Annotated in this window: 23 protein-coding genes; 12 read left to right on the forward strand and 11 right to left on the reverse strand. The window is 40.3% G+C overall.

What is annotated here, in order from left to right; translation table 11 throughout:
- Positions 1–220 precede the first annotated feature (220 nt).
- From HMPREF3237_RS02730 to HMPREF3237_RS02740, 3 genes are read left to right on the forward strand one after another with little or no spacing between them, the layout of a single operon-like run.
- Positions 221–1,210: a PTS sugar transporter subunit IIB gene (locus HMPREF3237_RS02730; protein ID WP_006146232.1), complete on the forward strand. Its 990-nt coding sequence runs from the start codon at positions 221–223 to the stop codon at positions 1,208–1,210.
- A gap of 47 nt (positions 1,211–1,257) precedes the next feature.
- Entirely contained in the window at positions 1,258–2,070 is an 813-nt protein-coding gene (locus HMPREF3237_RS02735) for a PTS mannose/fructose/sorbose transporter subunit IIC (protein ID WP_070888746.1), read from the forward strand.
- 14 nt (positions 2,071–2,084) lie between these two features.
- Entirely contained in the window at positions 2,085–2,996 is a 912-nt protein-coding gene (locus HMPREF3237_RS02740) for a PTS system mannose/fructose/sorbose family transporter subunit IID (protein WP_006146230.1), read from the forward strand.
- A gap of 64 nt (positions 2,997–3,060) precedes the next feature.
- Here HMPREF3237_RS02740 and pepC read toward each other — a convergent pair whose 3' ends face one another.
- The 11 genes from pepC to leuS form a co-directional block, all read right to left on the reverse strand.
- Positions 3,061–4,395 (reverse strand): aminopeptidase C, encoded by a 1,335-nt coding sequence (gene pepC, locus HMPREF3237_RS02745; protein ID WP_070888747.1) that lies wholly within the window; start codon positions 4,393–4,395, stop codon positions 3,061–3,063.
- 120 nt (positions 4,396–4,515) lie between these two features.
- The gene (locus HMPREF3237_RS02750) at positions 4,516–5,238 is read right to left on the reverse strand and encodes a pseudouridine synthase (protein WP_070888748.1); all 723 of its coding nucleotides are present in this window, start codon (positions 5,236–5,238) and stop codon (positions 4,516–4,518) included.
- A 166-nt stretch (positions 5,239–5,404) separates the two neighbouring features.
- Entirely contained in the window at positions 5,405–5,977 is a 573-nt protein-coding gene (locus HMPREF3237_RS02755) for a nucleotidyltransferase family protein (protein ID WP_070888749.1), read from the reverse strand.
- Positions 5,958–6,956, reverse strand: coding sequence for a Holliday junction branch migration DNA helicase RuvB (gene ruvB / locus HMPREF3237_RS02760; protein ID WP_070888750.1), 999 nt, complete (start codon positions 6,954–6,956; stop codon positions 5,958–5,960). Before ruvB ends, HMPREF3237_RS02755 begins: the two co-directional genes overlap by 20 nt.
- Before the next feature lie 283 nt (positions 6,957–7,239).
- Positions 7,240–7,662: a GNAT family N-acetyltransferase gene (locus HMPREF3237_RS02765; RefSeq protein WP_070888824.1), complete on the reverse strand. Its 423-nt coding sequence runs from the start codon at positions 7,660–7,662 to the stop codon at positions 7,240–7,242.
- Positions 7,663–7,673: 11 nt separating this feature from the next.
- Entirely contained in the window at positions 7,674–8,366 is a 693-nt protein-coding gene (locus tag HMPREF3237_RS02770) for a GNAT family N-acetyltransferase (protein WP_070888751.1), read from the reverse strand.
- Between the two features lie 86 nt (positions 8,367–8,452).
- Positions 8,453–8,881, reverse strand: a complete 429-nt coding sequence (locus tag HMPREF3237_RS02775) for a DUF3021 family protein (RefSeq protein WP_070888752.1) — start codon at positions 8,879–8,881, stop codon at positions 8,453–8,455.
- A gap of 9 nt (positions 8,882–8,890) precedes the next feature.
- Positions 8,891–9,346 carry a LytTR family DNA-binding domain-containing protein gene (locus tag HMPREF3237_RS02780; protein WP_006146212.1) on the reverse strand — a complete coding sequence of 152 codons (456 nt, stop codon included), beginning with the start codon at positions 9,344–9,346 and terminating at the stop codon, positions 8,891–8,893.
- Between the two features lie 18 nt (positions 9,347–9,364).
- Entirely contained in the window at positions 9,365–10,207 is an 843-nt protein-coding gene (locus HMPREF3237_RS02785; protein ID WP_070888753.1) for an ABC transporter permease, read from the reverse strand.
- Entirely contained in the window at positions 10,207–11,073 is an 867-nt protein-coding gene (locus HMPREF3237_RS02790) for an ABC transporter ATP-binding protein (protein ID WP_070888754.1), read from the reverse strand. The genes HMPREF3237_RS02785 and HMPREF3237_RS02790 overlap by 1 nt, the downstream gene beginning before the upstream one ends.
- A gap of 249 nt (positions 11,074–11,322) precedes the next feature.
- Positions 11,323–13,824 carry a leucine--tRNA ligase gene (gene leuS, locus HMPREF3237_RS02795; RefSeq protein ID WP_070888755.1) on the reverse strand — a complete coding sequence of 834 codons (2,502 nt, stop codon included), beginning with the start codon at positions 13,822–13,824 and terminating at the stop codon, positions 11,323–11,325.
- 150 nt (positions 13,825–13,974) lie between these two features.
- Between leuS and HMPREF3237_RS02800 the strand changes: the two genes are divergently transcribed.
- The 9 genes from HMPREF3237_RS02800 to pbp1b all read left to right on the forward strand — a co-directional run bounded on the left by HMPREF3237_RS02800 (position 13,975) and on the right by pbp1b (position 26,399).
- On the forward strand, positions 13,975–15,624 hold the full coding sequence (locus HMPREF3237_RS02800) for a sensor histidine kinase (RefSeq protein WP_070888756.1): 1,650 nt from the start codon (positions 13,975–13,977) through the stop codon (positions 15,622–15,624).
- Complete coding sequence (locus HMPREF3237_RS08745; protein WP_083327664.1) at positions 15,617–16,387, forward strand: response regulator transcription factor; 771 nt, start codon at positions 15,617–15,619, stop codon at positions 16,385–16,387. The genes HMPREF3237_RS02800 and HMPREF3237_RS08745 overlap by 8 nt, the downstream gene beginning before the upstream one ends.
- 299 nt (positions 16,388–16,686) lie before the next feature.
- Positions 16,687–17,727 carry an ABC transporter substrate-binding protein gene (locus HMPREF3237_RS02810; protein ID WP_070888757.1) on the forward strand — a complete coding sequence of 347 codons (1,041 nt, stop codon included), beginning with the start codon at positions 16,687–16,689 and terminating at the stop codon, positions 17,725–17,727.
- Between the two features lie 161 nt (positions 17,728–17,888).
- The gene (locus tag HMPREF3237_RS02815; RefSeq protein WP_070888758.1) at positions 17,889–18,935 is read left to right on the forward strand and encodes an ABC transporter substrate-binding protein; all 1,047 of its coding nucleotides are present in this window, start codon (positions 17,889–17,891) and stop codon (positions 18,933–18,935) included.
- Between the two features lie 12 nt (positions 18,936–18,947).
- The gene (locus HMPREF3237_RS02820) at positions 18,948–20,039 is read left to right on the forward strand and encodes an ABC transporter ATP-binding protein (RefSeq protein ID WP_070888759.1); all 1,092 of its coding nucleotides are present in this window, start codon (positions 18,948–18,950) and stop codon (positions 20,037–20,039) included.
- Entirely contained in the window at positions 20,029–21,687 is a 1,659-nt protein-coding gene (locus tag HMPREF3237_RS02825) for an ABC transporter permease (protein ID WP_070888760.1), read from the forward strand. The genes HMPREF3237_RS02820 and HMPREF3237_RS02825 overlap by 11 nt, the downstream gene beginning before the upstream one ends.
- Positions 21,688–21,835: 148 nt before the next feature.
- The gene (locus HMPREF3237_RS02830) at positions 21,836–22,852 is read left to right on the forward strand and encodes an NAD(P)H-dependent glycerol-3-phosphate dehydrogenase (RefSeq protein WP_025168756.1); all 1,017 of its coding nucleotides are present in this window, start codon (positions 21,836–21,838) and stop codon (positions 22,850–22,852) included.
- 21 nt (positions 22,853–22,873) lie between these two features.
- A complete protein-coding gene (galU, locus tag HMPREF3237_RS02835; protein ID WP_025168755.1) occupies positions 22,874–23,773 on the forward strand; it encodes a UTP--glucose-1-phosphate uridylyltransferase GalU in 900 nt (299 codons plus the stop codon).
- A gap of 124 nt (positions 23,774–23,897) precedes the next feature.
- Positions 23,898–26,399, forward strand: a complete 2,502-nt coding sequence (gene pbp1b / locus HMPREF3237_RS02840) for a penicillin-binding protein PBP1B (protein ID WP_070888761.1) — start codon at positions 23,898–23,900, stop codon at positions 26,397–26,399.
- The last annotated feature ends 7 nt before the right edge of the window (positions 26,400–26,406 follow it).

The raw sequence follows: 26,406 nt of genomic DNA on the forward strand, positions 1-26,406 counted from the left end.
ATTGCTCTCTATATTATACCAAAAACTCTATGAGAACTAGACCTAAAAATGACTTTCTAAAAATGTTGATATATCATTATCTTTAACAATCGATTTCTCTCTTATATTTTTAGGATTTATCATAAGTAGTTGATTTTTTATTGAAAACGGTTTATACTTAAAAAGTCTTAAAGTTTTCTTAAACTACAAGTCAAACATTTTATAAGGAGGAAAGACAATAATGAGTATCGGAATCATTATTGCGAGCCATGGCGAATTTGCTGCGGGGATTCATCAGTCAGGATCTATGATCTTTGGTGAACAAGAAAAGGTTCAAGTTGTAACCTTTATGCCAAATGAAGGTCCAGATGATCTATACGCTAAGTTTAACAATGCTGTGGCGGCATTTGACGCAGAAGATGAGGTTCTAGTCTTGGCGGACCTTTGGAGTGGATCTCCATTTAACCAAGCTAGTCGCGTAATGGGAGAAAATCCTGAACGCAAATTTGCCATCATCACAGGACTTAACTTGCCGATGTTAATCCAAACCTATACAGAACGTCTCATGGACGCTAATGCTGGTGTGGATAAAGTCGCTGCGAATATCATTAAAGAAGCCAAAGATGGCATCAAAGCTCTTCCAGAAGAGTTAAACCCAGTTGAGGAAGTTGCAGGTGCTGCAGCTGCTCCAGTTGCCCAAGCTGCTATTCCAGAAGGAACTGTTATCGGAGACGGTAAATTGAAAATCAACCTTGCTCGTCTTGACACACGTCTTCTTCACGGACAAGTCGCAACTGCTTGGACTCCAGACTCAAAAGCGGACCGTATCATCGTTGCTTCAGACAATGTTGCAAACGACGACCTTCGTAAAGAATTGATCAAACAAGCAGCTCCTAACGGAGTAAAGGCCAACGTTGTTCCAATCAAAAAATTGATTGAGGTTGCAAAAGATCCTCGTTTTGGAAACACTCACGCCCTTATCTTGTTTGAAACACCTCAAGATGCTCTTCGTGCTATCGAAGGCGGTGTGCCAATCAAGACTCTGAACGTTGGTTCAATGGCTCACTCAACTGGTAAAACAATGATCAACAACGTATTGTCAATGGACAAGGACGACGTTGCTACATTTGAAAAAATGCGTGACCTCGGTGTTGAATTTGACGTACGTAAAGTACCAAATGACACGAAAAAAGATTTGTTTGACTTGATTGAAAAAGCAAACGTTCAATAATCTAACTCAACATCTATAAATTCATTAAATAGAAAAGGAATAAAACCATGTCAGATATTTCATTCATTTCTGCTATCTTGGTTGTAGTTGTTGCCTTCTTCGCAGGTCTTGAAGGTATCCTCGACCAATTCCAATTCCATCAACCAATCGTCGCATGTACCCTCATCGGTCTTGCAACTGGTAACCTCGAAGCTGGGGTTATGCTTGGTGGATCACTTCAAATGATCGCTCTTGGTTGGGCAAACATCGGAGCTGCCGTTGCTCCTGACGCTGCTCTTGCCTCTGTTGCTGCTGCAATTATCATGATTAAAGGTGGTAACTTTACTACTGAAGGTATCGCAGTCGCAACTGCAACTGCAATCCCTCTTGCCGTAGCTGGACTTTTCTTGACTATGATTGTTCGTACAATCTCAGTTGGTTTGGTTCACACTGCTGACGCTGCTGCTAAAGAAGGAAACATTGCAGCTGTTGAACGTGCTCACTACTTTGCCCTTGTTCTTCAAGGTCTTCGTATCGCGATTCCTGCAGCCTTCCTTATTGCTATCCCAGCTTCTGCTGTTCAAGATGCTCTTAAATTGATGCCAGACTGGTTGAACGGTGGTATGGCTGTCGGTGGTGCCATGGTCGTTGCCGTTGGTTACGCTTTGGTTATCAACATGATGGCTACTCGTGAAGTATGGCCATTCTTCGCTATCGGTTTTGCTCTTGCAGCGATTTCTCAATTGACTTTGATTGCCCTTGGTGTCATCGGTGTTGCCCTTGCCTTCATCTACCTCAACCTTTCTAAACAAGGTGGAAACGGTGGCGGAGGAGCTGCAACTTCTAACGATCCAATCGGTGATATCCTAGAAGACTACTAGAAAGGGGAACAATCATGGCTGAAAAAATTCAATTATCAAAATCAGATCGCCAAAAAGTTTGGTGGCGTTCACAATTCCTTCAAGGTTCTTGGAACTACGAACGTATGCAAAACTTAGGTTGGGCTTACTCTTTGATCCCAGCTATCAAGAAACTGTACACTAAAAAAGAAGACCAAGCTGCTGCTCTTGAGCGTCACCTTGAGTTCTTCAACACTCACCCATATGTAGCTGCTCCAATCATGGGGGTTACTCTTGCACTTGAAGAAGAACGTGCAAACGGTACTGAAATCGATGACGCTGCTATCCAAGGTGTTAAAATCGGTATGATGGGACCTCTTGCTGGTATCGGTGACCCAGTCTTCTGGTTTACAGTACGTCCTATCCTTGGTGCCCTTGGTGCATCACTTGCAGCAACTGGTAACATCGTTGGACCACTTCTCTTCTTCTTTGGTTGGAATGCCATCCGTATGTCTTTCCTTTGGTATACACAAGAGTTTGGTTACAAGGCTGGATCTGAAATCACTAAAGACATGTCTGGTGGTATCTTGAAAGACATCACTAAAGGTGCTTCTATCCTTGGTATGTTCATCTTGGCTGTCCTTGTACAACGTTGGGTTTCTATCAACTTCACTGTCAATCTTCCAGGTAAACAATTGGCAGAAGGTGCTTACATCAACTTCCCAGAAGGCCCTGTTACAGGTGGAGAATTGAAGGGAATTCTCGGCCAAGCACTTAGCGGTTTGAGCTTAGATAGCGTTCAACCTCAAACACTTCAAGGACAATTGAATTCCTTGATTCCTGGATTGATGGGACTTCTCCTTACTTTCCTTTGCATGTGGTTGCTTAAGAAAAAAGTATCTCCAATCTCAATCATCCTTGCCCTCTTTGTAGTTGGTATCGCAGCTCGTTTCTTCGGTATCATGTAATCTTGGCGAGAATTTACAAACAAAAAAAGAATCAGGTTTATCACCTGATTCTTTTTTATTTCTATTATTCTGCTAAAGCTCCCATTGGATCCCAAGGTGCTAATACAGTTGGTTCTGCTTCATAGGCAGCTCGTTCTTCTGCTGTGAGCAATTCTTTGCGGACAACAATTTGGTAAGTGTATTCGTCCATCCATGCATCTGAGGCAACAAAGTAGCCATCTGTGCCGACCTTGTCTCCCCATGAGTTTTCAACTTTCCACTTAGTGGATTTACCATTTTCATCTAAGTCGACACCAGTCAAGACCATAGCGTGGGTCATCAAGCTTTCACTGTAGTCCAAACGTCCTGCCTTGTCTTGAGTCAAATGAATATCCATGCTTGATGCAAAATCATAAACGTCTGTTGCAAGGATACCAGCCTTACGGTTGCTGAGTTGGCCAACATCTGAACCAAACCAAACAGTTTCACCTGTCTGCATTTGTGCGATGGCCAATTCTTTCAAACGTTCCATTGGAACGTTGATATAGCGTACAGCACGACTACCAACCACATTTCCTAGCATCTCAACTGTGTAAGATTTACCATAAGGTTTATCAGCAGTTGGAGCGTTGATAACAGAAACATAGTCTCCAATTGGTAGATCAACATACTTCTTGAAGAATTCTTGTGGAGTGATACCTTTTTCGCTTTGGTAGTTGTTATCCTTATCGCGATAAGCAAAATCAAACTTACGTGGTGGAAGTCCTAGTGACATTGCAAGGAAGTTAAAGATTTCTTGTAAGAGTTCTTCTTTCTTAGCTTGAACTGCTGCTTGGTCTGCACCAGAAGCAAGTAAGTCACGCAAGATTTGTGCATCTTGACGAAGCAATTTGTTAAGGATTGCATTGAGCTCACGACTACTGCTTGATGAGATAGATTCAGGATACACTGATTTAGGTACGACACCATATTTTTCAAAAAGAGCTACTACCATATCCCATTGTCCACCATCTTGTTGAGGTGTTTGGAGAAGGAAGCTAACCTTACGACTAGTCAAATCTTGATCTGCAGTTGCAATGACTTGTTCTAAGAACCAGTTTGATTTTTCATACTTGTCCCAGAAAAAAGTATAGGCTTGAGATAACTCAAAATTTTCCAATTTATATTGAGAGATGAGTTTGTGGCGGAAAGTGTTGAGAGCCGCAAACATCCAGCAACGACCAGAAGCTTTCTGGTTGGTTACTTTGTCCTTAGTCAAATCAAGTGAGAAAACAGGAGTGTTATCCACATGGCTTTGACGACGTTCAAGTGCTGCAAAAAGACCGTTATGGCTAGCAGCATTTTCAACAGCTTGATACTTCACATTTGCTTCGTAATCAGCAAATAATTTATCCGTAAATGAATTTTGAATTGCGTTCATAATTCCCTCCTTATATTCTATAGTCTATTATAACTCTTTTCACAAAGGAAGCAACCAAAAACTGAAAAAGGCAAGGATATTTTCCTCGCATTTTCCTAATATTTCATGGTGCTACTATCACTAGCTGACACTCTCAAGCAAGCCTTCTAGTTCTTCCTTGCTTAAACGACGCCATTCTCCACGTTTCAATTCCTCATCCAAGGTCAAAGTTCCCATGGTCACACGCTGCAAGTCCACCACTTCCTTGCCACAGTAGGCCACCATCCGTTTGACCTGGTGGAATTTCCCTTCTGCAATGGTCACGCGGACTAGACTTTTATTTTCTTCCGTATCAATCGACACAAGCTCCAGCTTGGCAGGCTGACAAGTAAAGTCCTTGAGTGGGATACCTTTGGCAAATGTCTCAATGTCTTCATCCGTCATGATACCCTTGACTTGAGCCATATAGGTCTTATCCACATGACGTTTTGGTGAAAGAAGAGCATGAGCCAGTTTGCCATCATTGGTCAAGAGCAAGAGTCCATGCGTATCGATATCCAAACGCCCTACTGGGAAAACTTCCTTAGCACATGCATAGTCATCCATTAAATCCAAAACAGTCTTGTGTTTAGGATCTTCAGTCGCTGAGATAACCCCCTGGGGCTTGTTCATCATGTAGTAGACAAACTCTTCGTACTCTAATTTTTTACCGTCAAAACAAATCTCGTCTGTCTCTTCATCAATTTGTAGCTTGGCAGACTTTTCTTTCTTGCCATTGACCGTCACGCGCCCAGCCTTGAGAAAGTTTTTAACCTCAGTCCGACTCCCAACAGCACAGGCTACTAAAAATTTATCTAATCTCATAGGGCTATTATATCATGAAATTTCTTGAACTAAGAACAAAAAAAAGCCGCCTGATTGGGCGACTTAATTTTTTTATAGGGAGATTATTATGAAAAAGTTTTAGGAGTATAAGTTAAGTTCTTCTTAACTTATGAGATAAGTATACAGCTCCTATCTTAAAGTTTCCTTAAGTATTTTTAACTGTGAGATTTTTCCATTTTTCTCGCCAGTTTTTCTTAGATAAACGCTGTTGATAAAGCTGCATTCGGTCTTGATTTTCTAAAAAATGAGGAGTCGGACGAACTTGAAAGTCCAAAATATCCTCCAAACCATAAGGCGCAAAGAGCTCTAAAGTTGCGTCAGCTTGCAAGCGAAGCCCTACTGCCGTACAACGTTCGGGATATTTACTCATAGCGTCACAGGAATTCCTATACGGAGGTGTATGGGGACTATGCTGATGCATATAGACTTGATTTTTCAACTCCCACTGATACTGGGGAAAGTCCTTTTTTAACTGTCTCTCTATGGCTAACGTTTCTTCATAACTGACATCTGGATCAAAGAAAATCACATCCACATCCGTATCACGGTCAAAGTCTGGTTTATCGGACAAAAGATTCCAGATAAAATTTCGAACCGAACCAGCCGCCAACCAGGAATCATTCAACTCCAAGTCACGGATGATGGTCAGAATAGCCATCATGTCTTGATTTTCTCTGAAAGAGTCTAAGATTTCAGCTTTATTTTTCAATATATTCATACCCCAAATGTTCATAAGCCTTGGCTGTCGCGACCCGTCCTGAACGAGTTCGCATGATAAAGCCTTTCTGGATCAGGTAAGGTTCGTACATATCCTCTACCGTCTCACGCTCTTCAGCGATATTAACCGAAAGAGTTCCTAGACCGACAGGACCGCCACCGTAGACCTCAATCATGGTGCGGAGAATTTTTTGGTCAATGTAATCCAAACCTTCATGGTCTACATCCAGCATAGTCAAAGCCTTATCCGTAATCACATCATCAATCAAGCCATCGCCCATAATCTGCGCAAAGTCGCGCACGCGCTTAAGGAGACGATTAGCGATACGAGGAGTCCCACGACTGCGTAAAGCCAACTCCGAAGCTGCTTCATGAGTGATTTCCATCTCAAAGATATCTGCCGTCCGCTCGACAATCTCTGTCAAGTCGTCATGGGTATAGTATTCCATGTGACCAGTGATTCCAAAACGTGCACGAAGAGGATTTGAGAGCATCCCTGCTCGTGTTGTCGCACCAATCAAGGTAAAAGGAGGCAAGTCTAAATGGACGCTACGACTAGCTTCTCCCGCACCAATCATGATGTCAATGTAGAAGTCTTCCATGGCACTGTAAAGTACCTCTTCCACCGACATGGGCAAGCGATGAATCTCATCGATAAAAAGCACATCTCCTGGCTCCAAGTCATTCAAAATCGCTACCAAATCACCGGCTTTTTCGATGACAGGACCAGACGTCTGCTTAAGATTGACTCCCAATTCATTGGCAATGACAAAAGCCATGGTTGTTTTCCCGAGACCTGGAGGACCAAACAAAAGAACATGGTCCAGCGCCTCATCACGCATTTTTGCTGCTTCGATAAAGATTTGAAGCTGATCTTTGACCTTGTCCTGACCGATATATTCACGTAAATATTGGGGACGGAGGGTACGTTCTACCAACTCCTCATCCCCCATGATGTCATTATCTAAAATTCTACTCATGCTCCTATTATAGCAAAAATCCAGCCTACAAACAAAAAAGCCACCGAATTTGGTGGCTTCTTTAGGGAGATTATTATGAAAAAGAAAAGTTTAGGATTTTTATTAAATAAAGGTTGCTCAATGAAAATCGAAATCAGACTAGGCAGAGCGACGCAAGCATAACTAAAGTTAGGTAAGTCGACTCTAACGAAGGTTGGTGAGATTTTCAAAGAGTATTAGGAGGTCTTTATTTAATGATTACATGATACAGAAGAATACTTAAAGTTAGCTTAAGTGAAAAAAATTATTTTAAATTTTTTCGATTCACCCAAATCATCCCTGTACAATCATAAGTAGATAAGGTTTCAAATCCCAGAGAACGGTAAAAACCCAAGGTTTTTTCTGTCTGATCAGTCGCTAATTGGACTTGGTAGGCATCTTTGAAATCCCCTAAAGCCTTTTCCATCAAGGCGCTACCAATTCCTTGGCGCTGATAGCTAGGCAAAACAATCAAATCCTGGACAAAAACCGAAGAAAAACCATCTCCAACCAAGCGAACGACACCAACGATTTCCTCACCATCACGGGCAAGATAAGTCGCTAGCGAGTGAGCCAAAGATTGCTCCAACATCTGTGGCTGATTGGTATAGTTTGTCCAACCAACTGCCTGGTAAAGGGGCAAAACGTCATCAATTGAAACAGATGTTTCTTTTGTAATATTAATCATAGCAAACCTTTCTAACATTCTCTAAGAGATTTCAATTGATGGCCTTCTTCATCAAAATTCTCAGATTTTAACCACGCTTCAAAACGTGCTTTGACCTTTGGCCAGTCCTTATCGATCATAGACATCCAATCCGTATCTCTAGTGCGACCTTTATAGATGACAGCTTGACGGAAGGTTCCCTCGTAGATAAAGCCCAAACGCTCTGCTGCTTTTCTAGATGGAAGATTGAGAGCATCGCACTTCCACTCATAACGGCGATAGTTAAGCTCTTCAAAGACATAACGAGCTAGCAAATAGTGGGCTTCTGTCCCCATCCTGGTCTGTTTGAGAGCCGGAGAAAAGGTCACTGCTCCAACTTCAATGACGCGATTGGCTGGGTCAATACGCATGAGAGAAAAAGTCCCCAGTGCCTTTCCAGTCGCTTTATCAATAATCGCATAATAGAAGCGATCCTTGCGCTCAAGCATCTGCTTCAAAGCTACGATTAATTCTTCGAGATTCTCTACTGGTGGTTGAAAGAGATAGGTCCACATCTCCCGAGGTGTATCTGGACCATAAACAGCCAGCAAATCCTCTGCATGCTTTTCTACTGACAGAGCTTCGATAATCGTATACTGTCCTTCTATCCGTACAAGTGAAGGCAAAACTCCAGGTGTGTCGTCTACAGGTTCCCCAACCATCTGACCGTATTCATTTACTGGCATAGCTTTCTCCTTACTGTTTTCATTTCTGGAGTTACTATACCACAATTTAGTGAAAATTAAAACCAAGAATCAATCTACTGGAATGCTTAAAATTCTAAACTTGCAACATGCTTTCGTTTATCTTTTAAAGCTTGGTTAATCTTCTGGGTTTGCTTGTGGGTTTGCCAAATCTGATAGAGCCAGATAAGGCCATAAATCAACAAGAAGATAAGCCAATGGACAGGGCTGAGCAAAGCGACTCCCCAGCCAAAAAATAGGCAGGTCAAAACTAAAATGACAGCTGTCACTAGTAAATGCAAGACCACGCGTAAGCTATAAGCTAGAAATTCTAGTTCCTCAATCATGACTGACAAAATCCCCATGGTACCACTCATCAAAAAAATGGCTAAAATATTCCTAACATTAAAGGCTGGATAGATAATGCTAGGGAAAATATGAGCTAGCAAAACCAACCCCAAGTAAAAGAAGGAGCCTGTCCGCATACCTGTTACAAAATAAGCTATCAAGCGTTTCATCATTTTCTCCTATAAACCTAAATAATCCATTAAGGACTTGACATATTTCCGACTCACACTAGATTTTATGCCCCGTGTCAACTTAGCCATCATATTTCCTGAAAAACTATCCGATAAGGATTCTAAATGGTCAATATTGATAACGGCGTGACGGGATATCTGCAGGAAATTCCGGCGATTAACCCGATTTTGAAAGTTTATCAAGGTTTCCTTAGTCATATAAAGCCCATCAACGGTATAAATGGTTAATACATTTTTATCAATATCCGCCATGATAATCTCTTCAATCTTCACCATAACCAATTGGTCATCTGTTCGGATGGGAATCACTACCTGATTGACAGTTGAAAATTGTTCTAAATAATCCATCACTTCTCGAGCTTGGTCAGTTAACTGAGCTGCCTGAATGAGAATGTGAGGATCTTTTTCTGAAAATTCTGGGGTTATCTCAAAATGAATCTTCATCTTTACTCCCGTACATCTTTATTTTCTCTTGCTAGACACTTTAACCAATAAAAGCCAAAGAAGGATAGCTACAAGACTGATACTTACCACTATAAGATATGTTTTCTCCTTTGTCAACAGCTCCTGCCATTTTAACTCGATCCCCATTTTTTCTTGAAATTCTGTTAATAAATCGCTATTCCCGATAAAGGTATCTGCTAGTTGTTCTTTCATAAGGACTTGTCGATAGAGAGAGGCAATATAGGTTGCAGGTGTACACTTCATAAGAAGTTGGGTAAAGTTAGGCAACACTCCTAGAGGGACATAAGTCCCCACTAGAAATCCAGAAGCTGTTCCCACTATAGTGGCTAGCTTTCCAAGACTATCCACAGATTGAAAACGGTGTATCAAAATAGCATTGACCAAGCTAGAAAGCACACTACTGAGCAACATGATCAAAGCCACTTCTGCTAGATGACTCAAAACTGGGCTCTCCTGAAAATACAGGCTCATCACTACAAACATAAACAACTGCATCACAAAAGAAATGACAATACTGCTGATTAGATAAGATGCCTGTAAGCCCCAGCTACCTAAATCTGTCAAGAATAAATCTTGATCCACTTGATGTTCACGATCCTGCACCATTTGTGTAAGAGCCGTAAAACTAGTTGTAATCCCAGTCACAGCCAAGGTTCCACCCATCAGCCAATTATTTAAAAGGCTCGTTTTATCAGGGAGTTGGGACCAAGCATCCGTCAAGTTCTTCTGCAGAAAAATGATATAAAGGAGGAAGGAAATCAATGCCCCCAATAATGAGAAAAACACTCCTGAACGATTACGAAAATATAAGGTAAAATTCCGTTTCAATAAAGCTAACATTAGCGAACCTCTCTTCCTGTTAGAGCGATAAAGGCATCATCCATAGTACCTGGACGAAACTCAAAAGAATCAATTTCCTCTCGAACTTGTGCCAAATATTCAATGGCTTCCTGTGATGTCCTTGGATAAAAAAGATATTCCAACTCATTTTCTGCTTCTACTGTCATTTCAGTCTGTAGCCATTTTTCTAAGTCCTTCATTACTTTAAAACGAATTTTTAGGATATTAGATGCGTACTGACTCTTGATAGCTGTCGCAGAACCTTGCGCAATCACTTTTCCATGATCAACGATATAGATTTGATCCGCTTCATCAGCTTCATCCAGATAATGCGTCGTTAAAACAATTGTCATCCCTTCATCCTTTTGTAGTCGATACAGGAGATCCCAGATAGATTTGCGAGTCTGAATATCAAGTCCCGTTGTTGGCTCATCCAAGAAAAGGATATCTGGTTGCGAAAGAAGAGCACGCGCAATATCAACTCGACGCTTTTGCCCACCTGACAAAGTTCCATAGAGTTGTTTCTGGAAAGCAGTCAAACCCAGTTGATGGATCAAATCCTCTACACGATTTGCTTCAATTCCCTTATACTGTTGGGCACGAATCGTGAGATTTTCCCTAACTGTCAACATCTCGTCCAGTACACTAGCTTGAAAAACAACTCCGATTTTCGTATTTGGTGCATATAGAACCTGACCTTGTGTTGCTTCTTTCAAACCGATTAACATGGAAATAGTGGTTGATTTTCCTGCACCGTTGGGGCCCAAAATAGCATTGAAACTTCCTTTTTCAAACTGTAACTGAATATCGTCAACAGCCGTGTGATTACCGTATCGTTTTGTTAAATGATTAGCTTGTAAAATCATATTTCTCCCTCCTTCTGACATATTTAGTCTAACAAAAAAGCCGTCGGAAAAACGGCTTTCGAAGACAAGTGGTTAAAATGCCAGGTTAAGTGGTGCGATAGTGGAAATAGAATTATATTTTTCGATTTAAAATCCTCCAGATTCTACTCTGAAGGATTCATTTCTTATTTAACAACGATGTTAACAAGTTTATTAGGCTCAAACAGTTTGGGAAACTTGTTTGAGGTTGAGTACGAACAAATAAATCGGTTATTTCACAACAATGTTGACAAGTTTGTTCGGTACCGCAATCACCTTCACGATTTCCTTACCGTCAATCTCTGCTTTGACTTTGTCGTCAGAGAGAGCGACTTCTTGCAATTCTTCGCGTGAAAGGTCTTTAGCTACCATGAGTTTAGCACGAACTTTACCTTTGATTTGGACGACGATTTCGATTTCGTCTTCAATCAATTTGCTTTCGTCCCATGTTGGCCAAGCTACGTAAGAGATAGACTCACCCGTTGCTGCGACTGTTTGCCAGAGTTCTTCTGCCAAGTGAGGGGCAAATGGGGCAATCAATTGGACGAAGCCTTTGGCATAGTCCACATAGAGTTTATCTTCCTTGTTAGCCGCGTTGATAAAGACCATGAGTTGGGCAATAGCTGTATTGAACTTCATGGACTCGATTTGCTCTGTGACAGCTTTTACGGTTTCATTATAAACCTTGTCTAGAGCGCCATTGTTTTCCGCAACGATTTCCTTACTTGTGATCAAACGGTAAACACGGTCGAGGAACTTACGACTTCCTTCCAGACCTTCTTCTGACCAAGCGATCGAAGCATCAAGTGGTCCCATGAACATTTCATAGACACGAAGGGTATCGGCACCGTATTGTTCCACCACATCGTCTGGGTTCACCACGTTCTTGAGGGATTTAGACATCTTGGCTGGTGCTTGCTCCAATTCTTCCCCTGTTTCCATGTGGAAGAAGGAACCGTCACGTTTTTCAACCTTATCAGTCGCCACAAGGGCACCACGGTGGTCACGGTAGCTTGTTCCCAAAATCATGCCTTGGTTAAAGAGTTTTTGGAACGGCTCTTTAGTCGGAACAACACCGAGATCATAGAGGAACTTGTGCCAGAAACGAGCGTAAAGCAAGTGAAGTACAGCATGTTCTGCACCACCCACGTAAATATCTACTGGCAACCATTGTTTGAGGAGGTCCTCATCAGCCAATTTTTCTGTGTTGTGTGGGTCAATGTAGCGAAGGTAATACCAACTAGAACCAGCCCATTGTGGCATGGTATTGGTTTCACGACGACCTTTGACACCATCTTCACGAGTCACTTCCAGCCAGTCTGTCAAGTTAGCTAGCGGGCTTTCACCAGTACCTGAAGGGCGGATGTCCTTGGTGACTGGCAAGACAAGTGGGAGTTCACTTTCTGGAACGGCTGTTGAAGTTCCGTCTTCCCAATGAATGATTGGGATTGGTTCCCCCCAGTAACGTTGACGGCTAAAGAGCCAGTCACGGAGACGGTAGGTAACCTTTTCTTGACCACAGCCTTTTTCTTCCAACCAAGCCACAATTTTAGCAATCGCGTCTTCTTTGTTGAGACCATCCAAGAAGTCAGAATTGACGTGAAGGCCATCTTCTGTGTAGGCAGCTTCTGCTACGTTGCCACCTTCGAGCACTTCTACAATTGGAAGATCAAACTGTTTAGCAAATTCCCAGTCACGTTGATCGTGGGCAGGAACGGCCATAACAGCACCAGTACCGTAGCTAGCAAGAACATAGTCAGCAATCCAGATTGGGATTTCTTTACCATTGACAGGATTGATGGCATAAGCACCAGTCCAAACCCCTGTTTTTTCCTTGGCAAGGTCTGTACGAGCCAAGTCTGATTTCAGGCTGGCTTGGTGTTTGTAGTCCGCTACAGCCTCAGCTTGTTCAGGACTTGTAATGGCATCTACCAAGTCATGCTCAGGAGCCAAAACTGTGAAAGTCGCACCGAAAAGGGTATCAGGACGTGTTGTAAAGACGGTGAATTCCTTGTCAGTCCCTTTTACTTTAAAGGTTACATTAGCACCAGTTGATTTACCAATCCAGTTGCGTTGCATGTCCTTGATAGACTCTGGCCAGTCCAGGTCATCTAAGTCATTAAGCAAGCGCTCTGCATAGTCAGTGATTTTAAGCATCCATTGGCGCATTGGTTTGCGGACAACTGGATAGCCACCACGCTCAGATGTTCCATCTGGAAGGACTTCTTCGTTAGCGATAGCCGTTCCCAATTCTTCCACCCAGTTTACTGGAACTTCCGCTTCATAGGCCAAGCCTTTTTCGTAAAGCTTGGTAAAAATCCATTGCGTCCACTTGTAGTAGTTTGGATCTGTAGTATTGACTTCACGGTCCCAGTCGTATGAAAATCCGAGTGCATTGATTTGGCGTTTGAAGTTAGCAATGTTTTCCGCTGTGAATTCCGCTGGGTCATTCCCTGTATCCATAGCATATTGCTCTGCAGGCAAACCAAAAGCATCCCAGCCCATTGGGTGAAGGACATTGTAGCCTTGCGCACGTTTGAAACGGCTGAGGATATCAGTCGCTGTGTAACCTTCTGGGTGCCCTACGTGCAGACCCGCTCCAGATGGGTAAGGGAACATGTCCAATGCATAAAACTTAGGTTTTGAGGCATCTGTTCCTGTCTTAAAGGTGTGATGGTCAGCCCAGTGTTTCTGCCACTTAGGCTCGATTTCTTTGTGATTGTAAAAACTCATGCTGTCTCTCCAATTTTCGTGATGCTCCTATTATACCATTTTTAGGGGAAATTAGCCTCTTTATTCTTAACTCTTTTCTTTTTTGACCTTGCCTTCCATTTTTAATACTGCTATACTTACTTTAACAAACTCTTCCCAAAGAGGTGAATTATGCCCCATTCTTTCAAACATTCTCTCCAAAAAGAGATTCTTCACCGTAGTTCTTTAGCTGCCCTAGCGACTTCTCTCTTACTCCTTATCCTTCTATTTGGTTTTTCCTATTTCCTTCAAAAGCAGCAACTAGCTAAGGATACTCAACAAATTACTCAACATGTTCAAGACATGAAACAAGCAAATTATGAATTATTGGAAACCATGAATAAAAAAATGGTTCCAGAATTTATAGAAGGTAAACACACTGATAGAGAATTATTTAGTCTATTTTATGAAACAAAAGCTCAACTAAAACTCAGTTCTGATTTTGTCATTCTCGATGAGACAGGCGAACTTTTATTTAGCACCAATCGCAATCATAAAGAAACTCTTTTAGCTCCCTATTATTTAAAATTATTAATTCAAAACACTACCCAAGGATCCATTTCAGAGAAAGTTGCTCTATCGATGGACAAGCAACATTATGCTGTCTTTATTATGCCTATAATTCAAAATCAACGAGCAATAGCATATAGTATTTCCTTTGTGAATGAGAATGAATTTGTGTCTAGTATCCCCTTGATTAATTCAAAATATATTATTACAGATACTTTCGGTAATATATACTCTAGTAATACCAATCAATTCACACAATCTGCTCTGGAAAAATTTAATGAAAAATCACTTCGTTCAAAAACACATTGGTTCGTTGAAAATCCCCTTTTGATTGAAAAACGTAAAGTTGACTCTGTTTTTTCAATTTACACTTTTCAATCATTCTTTCCTATTCCTAGCTTACTTAGCCTTGCTTCCATACTAACACTTTGTATCTTTCTATTATATTTTTGGCAGGCTAGGAGAATCGCCCATAAAATCGCAACCCATAATGCTGGTCCTATTGAAAGTTTAGTCTTTCAATTACATGAAGTTCCTAAGAAAAAAGAAAAGAAACTTACTCTCCATACTGAGGATGAATTTGAACTGATAGCTGAGAAAATTAACGATATGCTGCAGGAGTTGGACGAGCTTCATCAAAAGATGTTGACCATTGAAAAGGAAAAATGGGTTTTTGAAAGAAAAATGCTAGAAGCTCAGTTTAACCCTCACTTCCTATACAATACATTGGAAACTATTAAAATCACGAGTATGATTGATGCTAGTATTACACAAGACCTGATTCAAAATCTCACGCGCATTTTGCGATACAGTGTGACTGAATTAGAGAAAGAAACGACTCTTGGACAAGACTTAGAGATTATTGAAGCTTACCTAAAGATTCATCAAATTCGTTTTGAACAATTTTCTTATCAAATTAACTGTTCTCAAAGTCTATATTCCCAAACCGTTCCGAAACTTTTCCTATTACCGCTTGTAGAAAATGCTCTAAAATATGGAAGACAGTATCGTATTGACCTTGCTATCTCTATCCAAATCACTCAATATCAGGAAGCACTGACCTTTATCGTTAAGGATAATGCTGGCGGTCTAACCAAACAAGAACGCCTCCATATTTTAGAATCTCTAAACAGTCCACATACACAGCACGGTATTGTCAATAGTTACAAACGATTGAACAACTTTTTTGAAACTGTCGAATTGGATTTAGGGGTGAACCCGCAAGGTGAAACTTGGGTAAAATTTGTTACGAAAGGAAGAACACATGTTTAAGCTAATCATTGTCGAAGACGAGCACCTAATCCGAAAATGGCTTGAAATTGCCGTTGATTACTCTGCTTTAGGCATTCAAGTCGTAGGAACTGCTAGTCATGGGCAAGAAGGGATGGAACTGATTCAAAAACTAAAGCCACATATTGTGCTGACAGATATCACCATGCCCATTATGGATGCTTTTATGATGTTTGAAGCTACAAAGTCTCTCTCTTATGAAAAAGTAATCCTATCTGGTTATGACGATTTTCAAAATGCCAAAAAAGCCATGCAATATGGAGCAGTTGATTTCTTATCCAAACCAATTGATACCAAGGAGTTGACAGAATGTCTTCAAAAAATTGTTTTGCGATTACGAGTTAGCACTCGTCAAGAAACTCCTTTTTTAGAAGAATATCAAACTTTACTCACCTCTATCCAACAAATTGATACACAAAATCAAATCATTCAGCAAATTCTTGAATTTGTGCACCAACACTACTGCATGCACTTTACCATTTCTACCATTGCAGAGAATCTAGGATATAGTGAAAGTTATCTATATAAGGTTATCAAAGAAGACTTCCCAATGACGCTAAATGAATATATCTTACGCTACCGCCTCAAGCAAGCTATAGATAAAATGGCTGAGTCCCCTAATTCTCCCTTAAGCGATATCTCTGAACAAGTTGGATTTTCAGACTATAAATATTTTGCCAAAGTTTTTAAAAAATATCTCCATATTTCTCCAAAAGAATTAAAACTCATGGATAAAAACCATTGATGTAAAAGGATTGCTCAAATCAGGCAATCTTTTTATTTTGTACTTATACTAGAACAAACTAGGAAACTCGCTACAAGCTGCTCAAATCATAGCTTTGAGATCACAGATAAAATGACGTGCTTTGAAGAGGATTACCATCGAAATCCCAGTTACAGTTTCCCCATCCTTGCGCGAGATACCCATTTCCTATTCCCCGTTTTAGATTTCTTTAAGGTTTTTATTATATCCTGTAGAACTCTGCAAATTATAAATATTAAGCAAGTCGTAGAGTAAAAACGTTCGTAAAAAAGGAAATACTTATGAAAAAAATACTATTCTTTCTCTCTTGTGGATGGATATTTCTTACTTTATCAGGATGTTCTTCAACAATAGAAGCGGAAACTAGCGCTGAAAAAGATTCAGATAACACTTTGGTTGTCTACTCGCCTAACCCTGAAGACCTTATCGAAGAAACAATCCCAGCCTTCGAAGAAAAATATGGTATTAAGGTTGACTTAGTACAAGCCAGCACTGGTGAATTGTTTAAAAAAGCTGAGTCAGAAAAAGAAGCTCCTGTAGCTGATGTCATTTTCGGAGGCTCCTACGCCCTCTTCTCTTCTAACGAAAATCTTTTTGAACCTTATATTTCTCAAGAGAACGACCAGATAATCCCTGAATATCAAAATAAAACTGGATTCTACACTCCTTATACACTTGATGTCAGTGTCATCATTGCCAATTCATCTCTTACAAAAGGTATTAAAATTGAAGGCTACAATGATCTACTCAATCCTAAATTAAAAGGAAAAATCGCTACTGCTGATCCAAGTAATGCTTCTAGCGCCTTTGCACAACTAACAAACATGCTTGTAGACCAAGGTGGATACGAAAATGAACAAGCTTGGACCTATGTGAAAAATCTATTTACCCTAGTAGATGGAAAAATTGCATCTAGCTCTTCGAATGTTTACAAAGCTGTCGCCGATGGAGAAATGGCTGTAGGACTCACCTATGAAGATCCTGCCTTAAAACTCTTAAATGATGGGGCTGATGTAAAAGTCATTTATCCAAAAGAAGGAACCGTCTTTTTACCTGGTAACGCGGCTATCGTCAAAAACGCCAAACATATGGAAAACGCTAAGAAATTTATCGATTTCCTCCTTTCTCAAGAAATCCAAGATAAGCTAGGAACTGAAACAACCATCAGACCCATTCGTAAAAATGCTAGAACCAATAAAAATATGAAGGCTATGACAGAAATCAATATTGCCACTGAAGATTCCGATTATGTCATTAAAAACAAATCCGCTATTCTTAAAAAGTACAATGACATTTTTACAGATATCCAATCTAAAAAATAAAATTTGACTTACCAGTTATTAACTGCCAAACCCTGCTATAAAATCAAAAAGATTACTTCCGTTTTTGTAGAGAATTTTACCCTATTAGGATAGAATTCTGAGTTTTAAAAACGCTTACATTTTTTTACAATAGTATTATCAAAACTTTGGAGGTATCCATCATGAAAAAGAAATGGATGTATTTTGCTGCTTGTGGACTTGCTATTTTGGGGCTGACTGCCTGTTCTTCTGATGACGCTTCAGGAGATAAAGCTACTGAAAACGGAGGTAGCGATACTCTTGTAGTCTATTCGCCAAACTCAGAAGGACTAATTGGTGCAACAATCCCTGCCTTTGAAGAAAAATATGGCATTAAAGTTGAACTCATTCAAGCAGGAACTGGTGAACTCTTTAAAAAATTGGAATCTGAAAAAGAAGCACCTGTTGCAGATGTCATCTTTGGTGGTTCTTATACTCAATATGCTACCCATGGAGAGCTTTTTGAAAACTACGTTTCTCCTGAAAATGAGAATGTTATAAAAGAATATCAAAATACAACTGGTTACTCAACTCCTTATACATTAGACGGTAGCGTCTTGATTGTAAATCCTGATTTGACTAAGGGTATGAATATCGAAGGCTATAGTGACCTTATCAAACCAGAGCTTAAAGGGAAAATCGCAACTGCAGACCCTGCTAATTCTTCTAGTGCTTTTGCTCAACTAACAAATATGTTACAAGCTGAGGGTGGCTATTCAGATGCCAAGGCTTGGACTTATGTCAAAGATCTCTTTACCTTAATTGATGGTAAAATTGGTTCAAGTTCATCTGGTGTTTATAAGGCTGTAGCAGATGGAGAAATGGCTGTCGGTCTTTCATATGAAGATCCTGCAGTTAAACTTCTTAACGATGGTGCTAACGTCAAAGTTGTTTATCCAAAAGAAGGAACTGTTTTCTTACCAGCAAGTGCTGCTATTATTAAGAACGCAAAAAATAAAGAAAACGCTAAGAAATTTATCGATTTCATCATTTCTCAAGACGTACAAGATACTCTAGGTACTACAACTACTAACCGCCCTGTTCGTAAAAATGCTAAAACTAGCGAAAATATGAAACCAATCGAACAAATCAAAGTACTAACTGAAGACTACGACTATGTCATTAAAAACAAATCAAATATTGTTAAAAAATACAACGAAGTCTTTACAGATATCCAATCTAAACAGTAAAAGGTGTTGACTATGAGCGAGATTAAAATTATTAATGCTAAGAAAATTTACAATGATGTACCTGTTATCGAAAATTTAAATGTTACAATTCCTAAGGGGAGCCTTTTCACTCTCCTTGGGCCTTCAGGATGCGGGAAAACAACTTTGCTTCGTATGATTGCTGGATTCAACAGTATCGAAGGAGGAGAATTTTACTTCGATGATACCAAAATTAATAACATGGAACCTAGCAAACGAAATATTGGGATGGTTTTCCAAAACTATGCGATTTTCCCACATTTGACAGTGCGTGATAACGTAGCATTCGGACTCAAGCAAAAGAAAGTTCCGAAAGAGGAACTCATCAAACAAACAAATAAATACCTTGAGTTGATGCAGATTGCCCAGTACGCTGATCGTAAACCAGATAAACTTAGTGGTGGTCAGCAACAACGTGTTGCTCTAGCACGTGCCTTAGCTGTTAATCCAAGCGTTCTCCTCATGGATGAGCCCCTCAGTAACCTAGATGCCAAACTTCGTCTAGATATGCGTCAAGCCATTCGCGAAATCCAACACGAAGTTGGCATTACAACTGTCTATGTAACTCACGACCAAGAAGAAGCTATGGCCATTTCTGACCAAATCGCGGTTATGAAAGATGGTGTTATTCAACAAATTGGTCGTCCAAAAGAGCTATACCACAAGCCCGAGAACGAATTTGTCGCAACTTTTATTGGTAGAACAAACATAATCCCTGCTCGTCTAGAAAAACAAGCTGATGGAGCTTACATCGTTTTTGCAGACGGCTACTCTCTTCGTATGCCAGCTCTCGACCAAGTTGAGGAACAAAATATTAGCGTCAGTATTCGTCCCGAAGAATTTATCCGTGATGAAAACGGCCCAATTGATGGAACAATCACTGACAGTGTCTACCTTGGGCTTAATACTGAATATTTCATTGAAACAGGATTTGCTCCAAAACTTCAAGTGAGTGAAGAATCTACATTCGAAGAAGATTTAGAAAAAGGAAATCATGTTCGTTTACGTATCAATACTCAGAAACTCAATGTCTTCTCTGAAGATGGTTCTCGTAATCTCATAAAAGGAGTCAGCCATGGAGCGTAAAAAACTTAATATCTGGACTGCATCTTCCTTCTTCATTTTCCTTACATACTTAGTTTTCTTAGTCTACCCAATTGTGACTGTACTAAAGCAAGCGTTGATACATGAAGGTAGTTTCTCTTTAGAAAATTTTGTAACATTCTTTAGTAAATCTTACTATTCTGAGACACTCATTAATAGTTTTAAGGTTTCTGTAACTGCCACAATCACCTCTGTCGTTGTTGGTACCTTGCTAGCTTATCTTTTTTCAATGTATGACTTCAAGGGAAAGAAATTTTTACAAATCTTGATTATCATCGCATCCATGTCAGCTCCCTTTGTGGGTGCCTATTCTTGGATTCTACTTCTTGGTAGAAACGGAGTTATCACAAAATTTCTAACCAACACACTACATTTGCCTGGTTTTGATATCTACGGTTTTAAAGGTATTGTACTTGTCTTTACACTCCAACTTTTCCCCCTCGTATTCCTTTACGTAGCTGGAACTATGAAGAGTATCGACAACTCCCTCTTGGAAGCTGCTGAAAGCATGGGATCTTTCGGCTTTAAACGAATCCTAACAGTCGTTTTGCCACTCTTAGTTCCAACTTTACTCGCAGCGGCACTCCTAGTCTTTATGAGAGCTTTCTCAGACTTTGGTACTCCGATGCTGATTGGTGAGGGTTATCGTACCTTCCCAGTATTAATCTATACTCAGTTTATTAGTGAAGTTGGAGGCAACTCAGCATTCGCATCTGCCTTAGCAATTATGGCTATTACAATCGCCCTTGCCATCTTCCTCATCCAAAAATACATTTCAAATCGTTTTAGCTTCAGTATGAACTCGCTTCATCCAATTGAACCTAAGAAAACGACAAAAGGAAAGATGGCTGCTATTTATGTGACTGTTTATGGCATTATCTTATTCTCTGTATTACCTCAAGTTTACTTGATTTATACATCATTCCTTAAGACATCAGGTATGGTATTTGTCAAAGGATACTCGTTAAACAGCTATAAGACCGCCTTTAGCCGCATGGGCTCTGCTATTTTCAATACCATTCGTATACCTCTATTTGCCTTGATTCTCGTTGTTGTCTTTGCGACCTTCATCTCATACCTTGCAGTTCGCAAGCGCAATCTATTTACGAATCTAATCGATAGTCTTAGTATGGTACCTTATATCGTGCCAGGAACCGTTCTTGGTATTGCCTTTATCTCTTCATTCAATACAGGTATCTTCGGAAGTGGCTTCCTTATGATTACAGGAACAGCCTTCATCTTGATTATGTCCTTATCTGTAAGGAGACTCCCTTATACCATTCGATCTTCAGTAGCTAGCTTGCAACAGATTTCTCCAAGCATTGAAGAAGCTGCAGAAAGTTTAGGAAGTAGTCGTCTCAATACCTTTACTAAAATCACAACTCCAATGATGCTTTCAGGTATCATCTCAGGTGCAATCCTATCATGGGTAACAATGATCTCAGAACTTTCTACTTCGATTCTCTTATACAATGTTAAGACTAGAACAATGACCGTAGCTATCTACACTGAAGTACTTCGTGGAAATTATGGTGTGGCAGCTGCCTTGTCTACTATCCTCACTGTTTTGACAGTTACTTCATTGCTACTATTTATGAAAATTTCTAAAAACAATAGCATTACACTCTAGTTTTTCTCCTAAAGACAGCCAAGTTATTTATTGGCTGTTTTTTATTTTATAGTCTCTTACTAAGTTGATTCTTAATAAATAATATTAATGCACGTTAGTGCTTTTTATGGTAGAATATAGGAAAGTGCTTTCTCAGAAGGAGGAAAATATGGACAAACAAACCATCGCTGTTTTAGGGCCTGGTTCTTGGGGTACGGCACTGTCACAAGTTCTTAATGACAATGGACACCAAGTGCGTATCTGGGGAAATATTCCTGACCAAATTGACGAAATCAATACACAACATACTAACAAACGCTATTTTAAAGATACTGTATTAGACGAAAAGATTGTTGCTTACCATGATTTAGCAGAAGTCTTGAAGGGTGTTGATGCTGTCTTGTTTGTTGTGCCAACCAAGGTGACCAGATTGGTAGCTCAACAAGTGGCTGCTGTTTTGGATCATAAAGTGGTGATCATGCATGCTTCAAAAGGACTCGAACCAAATAGTCATAAACGTCTTTCAACTATTCTAGAAGAAGAAATCCCTGAAGCATTGCGTAGTGATATTGTGGTTGTCTCTGGTCCTAGCCATGCGGAAGAAACGATTGTACGCGACATTACCTTGATTACGGCCGCATCCAAAGATTTACAAGTCGCTCAGTATGTTCAGACACTCTTTAGTAACCACTACTTCCGTCTTTATACCAATACAGATGTGATTGGAGTGGAAACAGCTGGTGCTCTTAAAAATATCATCGCAGTAGGTGCAGGGGCCCTTCATGGACTTGGCTTTGGAGATAATGCAAAGGCAGCGATTATCACGCGAGGTCTTGCAGAAATCACTCGTCTGGGAGTTAAACTTGGAGCAAATCCATTAACTTACAGTGGTCTTTCTGGAGTTGGAGATTTAATCGTTACCGGAACTTCTGTCCACTCACGTAACTGGCGAGCTGGAGATGCTCTTGGTCGTGGCGAAGCCTTGGCAGATATAGAAGCAAATATGGGCATGGTCATCGAAGGAATTTCAACAACCAAAGCTGCTTACGAATTGGCACAAGAGCTTGACGTTTACATGCCAATCACCTCAGCCATTTACCAAGTTATTTATAAAAATGTTAATATTAAAGATGCCATTTCTGAACTCATGAACAATGAGTTCAAATCAGAAAACGAGTGGTCTTAATCACCGTTAGAAAGGATGCTCATGAAGCAAAAAGTAAGAAAAGCTGTTATCCCTGCTGCGGGACTTGGAACTCGTTTCCTACCAGCAACCAAAGCCTTGGCAAAAGAAATGTTGCCAATCGTGGATAAACCAACAATCCAGTTCATTGTTGAAGAAGCTCTTAAATCTGGGATTGAGGATATTCTTGTGGTAACAGGGAAGTCAAAACGCTCTATCGAAGACCACTTTGACTCAAACTTTGAACTAGAATACAACCTCAAAGAAAAAGGAAAAACAGATCTTTTGAAACTAGTTGATGAAACGACTGGTATGCGCCTTCACTTCATCCGTCAAACACACCCACGTGGACTCGGAGATGCAGTTTTACAAGCCAAAGCTTTCGTTGGGAACGAACCGTTTGTAGTGATGCTTGGAGATGATCTCATGGATATCACGGATGATAATGCCGTTCCACTGACCAAGCAACTCATGAATGATTATGAGGAAACTCATGCTTCTACTATCGCAGTGATGCCTGTCCCACATGATGAAGTTTCTGCCTATGGTGTCATCGCTCCTCAAGGCGAAGGGAAAGATGGTCTTTACAGCGTTGAAACCTTCGTTGAGAAGCCTGCACCTGAAGATGCACCTAGTGATTTAGCTATCATCGGTCGTTACCTTCTCACACCTGAGATTTTCGGTATCCTTGAAAATCAAAAACCAGGTGCCGGAAACGAGATTCAATTGACTGATGCTATTGACACTCTAAACAAGACACAACGTGTATTTGCTCGCGAGTTTAAAGGCTCACGTTACGATGTCGGAGATAAGTTTGGATTTATGAAAACTTCCATCGAATACGCCCTCAAACATCCTCAAGTCAAGGATCACTTGAAAGACTACTTGATTGATCTTGGAAAAGAGCTTTCAGAAGAAAAATAATCAATGAAACCAGGTTCAAAGTGTACCTGGTTCTTTTGTTGCTTAAGCGCCTCCAATCCTAGTTTCATACTAATCTCTTGCAATAGATTCTTTTATGGTATAATAAGAAGAAGTGAGGAAAGAAATGAAGAATAAATTGTTAGAATTTAAAGAAAAAGGACTGGCTTTCCTTCAGTCTCTAAAAGCAAAACTAAAAAACATAGATTTAGGCAAAATTGGTCGTAAAACTTCTAAGAATAAAAAACAAACTAATACCAATTTCTGGACAATCTTTGCCAATATCTTACTGGGAATCAAGGCAACCTTTAATACCCTATTTATCATCGCCTTCATTGGAGGACTGTTAGGGGCTGGGATTGTGTTCGGTTATGCAGTTTCTCTATTTGACAAAGTAAGCGTCCCTCAAACAGAAGATTTGCTCAAACAAGTAAACGATATTTCATCCATTTCTGAGATTCGTTATGCTGACGGATCGATGATTGGGGCTGTCGAAAGTGATCTTCTTCGAACATCTATTGCATCAGATGCTATTTCAGAAAATCTCAAGCAAGCTATCGTTGCAACTGAGGATGAACACTTTGCAGATCACAATGGTGTAGTCCCTAAAGCAGTCATTCGTGCCAGTCTAGGAAATTTTATCGGGCTTGGTTCTTCGAGTGGTGGATCTACTCTGACACAACAGCTCATCAAACAACAAGTAGTTGGTGACGCTCCTACACTTGCTCGTAAGGCTAGTGAAATTGTGGATGCCTTGGCTTTAGAGAGAGCAATGAGCAAGGACGAAATCTTGGCAACCTATCTCAATGTCGCTCCTTTTGGTCGTAACAATAAAGGTCAAAATATCGCCGGAGCTCAACAAGCAGCCAAGGGTATTTTCGGTGTTGATGCCAGTCAACTAACGATTCCGCAAGCAGCCTTTATAGCGGGCTTACCTCAAAGCCCTATCTCCTACTCACCTTATGAATCCACAGGTGAGCTAAAGAGTGAAGAGGACTTAGAACTTGGAATCAAGCGTTCCAAAGATGTCCTTTACAATATGTACAGAACTGGAGTTCTCAGTCAGGAAGACTATGAAACCTATAAAGCTTATGATATAAAGCAAGACTTCTTGCCAGCAGAAAATGTAAACATAACTGCTAAGGGCTATCTCTACTTCACTGCGCTTGATGAAGCGACTGACCTCATGTATGACTACTTGGTCAAAAAAGATAACGTTTCGGCCCAAGAACTCAAGAACGAATCCATTCAGAAATCTTATCGTGAATTAGCTGAAAAAGAAATTCAAAATGGCGGTTATCGTATTACAACTACAATTGATAAAGCCATACATACGGCCATGCAAAACGCTGCGACAAACTATGGTTACCTTCTAAATGATAGTACTGGTCAACCTGAAGTTGGGAATGTTTTGATGGATAATCAAACAGGAGCCATCTTAGGATTTGTTGGTGGTCGCGATTACCAAAGCAACCAAAACAACCACGCCTTTGATACTAAACGTTCTCCTGCTTCTACTACAAAGCCCATCCTAGTCTATGGTATCGCTATTGACCAAGGCTTGATGGGAAGCGCAAGCATCTTATCAAACTATCCAACCAAATTTTCTAACGGAAATCCTATTATGCACGTCAATAGCGCTGGAACAGCCATGATGCCACTTAAGGAAGCCTTAAATTATTCTTGGAATATTCCAGCCTATTGGACCTATCGTATGCTCCGTGAAAAAGGAGTTGATGTTCGCTCTTATATGGAAAAAATGGGGTATTACATTCCAGAATATGGCATTGAGAGTCTTCCTATGGGTGGAGGAATTGAAGTCACTGTAGCACAGCATACTAACGGATATCAGACCTTAGCTAATAATGGTGTCTACCATAAAAAATACATGATTTCGAAAATCGAAAAAACCAATGGTGAGGTTATCTATGAGCACAAAGATGAGCCTGTACAAGTATACTCTAAAGCCACTGCAACTATTATGCAGAGCCTACTGAGAGATGTCATTTCATCTCGATTAACTACAAGCTTCCAAAGTGACCTTGCTTCCATCAATCCTAGACTAGCAAGTGCCGACTGGATTGGGAAAACTGGTACAACAAACGAAGAAGCCGATATGTGGCTCATGGTCTCAACTCCACGATTAACCCTTGGGGGTTGGGTTGGGCATGATGACAACAGCCCATTAGCCCAAGGTGCATACTACCGTAATGCTAAATATATGGCTCACCTTGTAAACGCCATTCAACAAGCTTCTCCTTCCGCTTGGGGCTCTGAGCGCTTCAATCTTGACTCAAGTGTCACTTCATCTCAAGTCCTCAAATCAACTGGTGAAAAACCTGGTAAGGTCACCATCAACGGTAAAGAGGTTGAAGTAACTGGAGAAACTGTAACGAGCTACTGGGCTAATAAAGCTGGTGCTCCAACAACTACCTACAAATTTGCTATTGGTGGTAGCGACTCTGATTACCAAAATGCTTGGAGTAGTATTTTGGGAAGCCTACCAAAATCATCAAATTCTAATAACAATAATTCAAACAATAGTAGGAATAGTAGTAATAATAGTAGTAGTAATAATAGCAACAGAAATAATAGTAACAACTCATCTTCAAACAGGCAACGACGTTAATCTTTCT

The organism is Streptococcus sp. HMSC34B10, assembly GCF_001839505.1.
GTDB lineage: Bacteria > Bacillota > Bacilli > Lactobacillales > Streptococcaceae > Streptococcus > Streptococcus peroris.

Coding starts and splice junctions, on each gene's coding strand:
- HMPREF3237_RS02730 (WP_006146232.1), top strand. CDS start 221: ATGAGTATCGGAATCATTATTGCGAGCCATGGCGAATTTGCTGCGGGG.
- HMPREF3237_RS02735 (WP_070888746.1), top strand. CDS start 1,258: ATGTCAGATATTTCATTCATTTCTGCTATCTTGGTTGTAGTTGTTGCC.
- HMPREF3237_RS02740 (WP_006146230.1), top strand. CDS start 2,085: ATGGCTGAAAAAATTCAATTATCAAAATCAGATCGCCAAAAAGTTTGG.
- pepC (WP_070888747.1), bottom strand. CDS start 4,395: ATGAACGCAATTCAAAATTCATTTACGGATAAATTATTTGCTGATTAC.
- HMPREF3237_RS02750 (WP_070888748.1), bottom strand. CDS start 5,238: ATGAGATTAGATAAATTTTTAGTAGCCTGTGCTGTTGGGAGTCGGACT.
- HMPREF3237_RS02755 (WP_070888749.1), bottom strand. CDS start 5,977: ATGAATATATTGAAAAATAAAGCTGAAATCTTAGACTCTTTCAGAGAA.
- ruvB (WP_070888750.1), bottom strand. CDS start 6,956: ATGAGTAGAATTTTAGATAATGACATCATGGGGGATGAGGAGTTGGTA.
- HMPREF3237_RS02765 (WP_070888824.1), bottom strand. CDS start 7,662: ATGATTAATATTACAAAAGAAACATCTGTTTCAATTGATGACGTTTTG.
- HMPREF3237_RS02770 (WP_070888751.1), bottom strand. CDS start 8,366: ATGCCAGTAAATGAATACGGTCAGATGGTTGGGGAACCTGTAGACGAC.
- HMPREF3237_RS02775 (WP_070888752.1), bottom strand. CDS start 8,881: ATGAAACGCTTGATAGCTTATTTTGTAACAGGTATGCGGACAGGCTCC.
- HMPREF3237_RS02780 (WP_006146212.1), bottom strand. CDS start 9,346: ATGAAGATTCATTTTGAGATAACCCCAGAATTTTCAGAAAAAGATCCT.
- HMPREF3237_RS02785 (WP_070888753.1), bottom strand. CDS start 10,207: ATGTTAGCTTTATTGAAACGGAATTTTACCTTATATTTTCGTAATCGT.
- HMPREF3237_RS02790 (WP_070888754.1), bottom strand. CDS start 11,073: ATGATTTTACAAGCTAATCATTTAACAAAACGATACGGTAATCACACG.
- leuS (WP_070888755.1), bottom strand. CDS start 13,824: ATGAGTTTTTACAATCACAAAGAAATCGAGCCTAAGTGGCAGAAACAC.
- HMPREF3237_RS02800 (WP_070888756.1), top strand. CDS start 13,975: ATGCCCCATTCTTTCAAACATTCTCTCCAAAAAGAGATTCTTCACCGT.
- HMPREF3237_RS08745 (WP_083327664.1), top strand. CDS start 15,617: ATGTTTAAGCTAATCATTGTCGAAGACGAGCACCTAATCCGAAAATGG.
- HMPREF3237_RS02810 (WP_070888757.1), top strand. CDS start 16,687: ATGAAAAAAATACTATTCTTTCTCTCTTGTGGATGGATATTTCTTACT.
- HMPREF3237_RS02815 (WP_070888758.1), top strand. CDS start 17,889: ATGAAAAAGAAATGGATGTATTTTGCTGCTTGTGGACTTGCTATTTTG.
- HMPREF3237_RS02820 (WP_070888759.1), top strand. CDS start 18,948: ATGAGCGAGATTAAAATTATTAATGCTAAGAAAATTTACAATGATGTA.
- HMPREF3237_RS02825 (WP_070888760.1), top strand. CDS start 20,029: ATGGAGCGTAAAAAACTTAATATCTGGACTGCATCTTCCTTCTTCATT.
- HMPREF3237_RS02830 (WP_025168756.1), top strand. CDS start 21,836: ATGGACAAACAAACCATCGCTGTTTTAGGGCCTGGTTCTTGGGGTACG.
- galU (WP_025168755.1), top strand. CDS start 22,874: ATGAAGCAAAAAGTAAGAAAAGCTGTTATCCCTGCTGCGGGACTTGGA.
- pbp1b (WP_070888761.1), top strand. CDS start 23,898: ATGAAGAATAAATTGTTAGAATTTAAAGAAAAAGGACTGGCTTTCCTT.